This window comes from Limnospira sp. (assembly GCF_051859755.1).
Taxonomy (GTDB): Bacteria; Cyanobacteriota; Cyanobacteriia; order Cyanobacteriales; family Microcoleaceae; genus Limnospira; species Limnospira fusiformis.
Genome location: NZ_JBIMLI010000348.1, coordinates 1 through 1,210 on the forward strand (window position 1 = coordinate 1; position 1,210 = coordinate 1,210).

General features: G+C 50.9%; 2 protein-coding genes and 1 pseudogene. All 3 read right to left on the reverse strand.

What is annotated here, in order from left to right; genetic code table 11:
• Positions 1–124 (reverse strand): 4-Cys prefix domain-containing protein (locus tag ACTIE0_RS24515; protein ID WP_439517054.1); only part of this gene is annotated, 124 nt, incomplete at its 3' end.
• A gap of 132 nt (positions 125–256) precedes the next feature.
• Positions 257–337, reverse strand: a pseudogene (locus tag ACTIE0_RS24520) (4-Cys prefix domain-containing protein); the annotation flags it as partial.
• Between the two features lie 217 nt (positions 338–554).
• Positions 555–1,210, reverse strand: a 656-nt coding sequence (locus ACTIE0_RS24525; RefSeq protein WP_439517053.1) for a formylglycine-generating enzyme family protein, incomplete at its 5' end; no start/stop codon positions are given.

A 1,210-nucleotide genomic window follows, 5' to 3' on the forward strand; every position in this document is an offset into this window, starting at 1 on the left:
CTTGTCCGAGGATGCTTTTAGCATAGTAGCGTTCTGCCAGTCGGAGTTTACTGCCACATTTTTGGCAAAACTGGGAATCTTCGGGGTTGCTGTGGAGGCAGTCTGGGTTCAGACATTGGCTCATAATCAGGATGGTTATTGATACCTGATTCTACATTACCATAAATGCGGAAAATTAACCGGCTTTTTCACAGAAACCCGGTGGCTCACGGCTGGCTGGGAAGTTGCGTTTCGCTGCGCTTCACCCAACCTACTAAAGCGCACTGCCACATTTTTGGCAAAACTGGCAATCTTCGGGGTTGCTGTGGAGGCAGTCTGGGTTCAGACATTGGCTCATAATCAGGGTGGTTATTGATACCTGATTTTACATTACCATAAATGCCGAAAATTAACCCGCTTTTTCACAGAAACCCGGTGGCTCACGGCTGGCTGGGAAGTTGGGTTTCGCTGCGCTTCACCCAACCTACAATGGGGAAGTTGGGTTTCCCTGCGCTTCACCCAACCTACAATGGGAAAGTTGGGTTTCCCTGCGCTTCACCCAACCTACTAAAGCGCTAAAGCGCACAGGCTACCCGAAAACCGAAGTTGTGGAGGAGGTTGCCCGGGTAGGCACTGTTGCGGCTGGCACAACGGCAGAATACAGGAAGGTTAGACCATGAACCGCCACGCAGCACTCTCCGGTCTTTGCTTTCCAAAAGTTTGACTAAATTGTCAACATCTATATCCTGACTATCCCACACCGTACCATCCGAAGGCGCACCATTGTAGTTGTCGCGCCAGGGGTCAGCGCACCACTCCCAAACGTTCCCGTGGATATCATACAAGCCAAAGGCGTTGGCGCTTTGAAACCGACCGACGGGGGTGGTTTTTTTGCGGAAGACTCCCTTGAGTCCTGAGCTATAGCTGTAGTTGCCATCGTAGTTGGCGAGGTCTGTCGTCAGGGTATCACCGACATGAAAGGGGCTAGTTCTTCCGGCGCGGGCTGCATATTCCCACTCGGCTTCACTCGGTAATCGGCAGGGTTTGCTGATTACTTTTGAGAGGCGATCGCACCATTCCACCACATCATACCATGAAACTTTTTCAACGGGAAGATTGAATCCTTTAAATCTTGAGGGGTCTAGGCTCAGGTTTCGTTGGAGTTTGGGGAAACTAGCCACTTGTCGCCATTGTGCTTGGGTAACCGGATATTTCCCCATTAGGAAGGGTT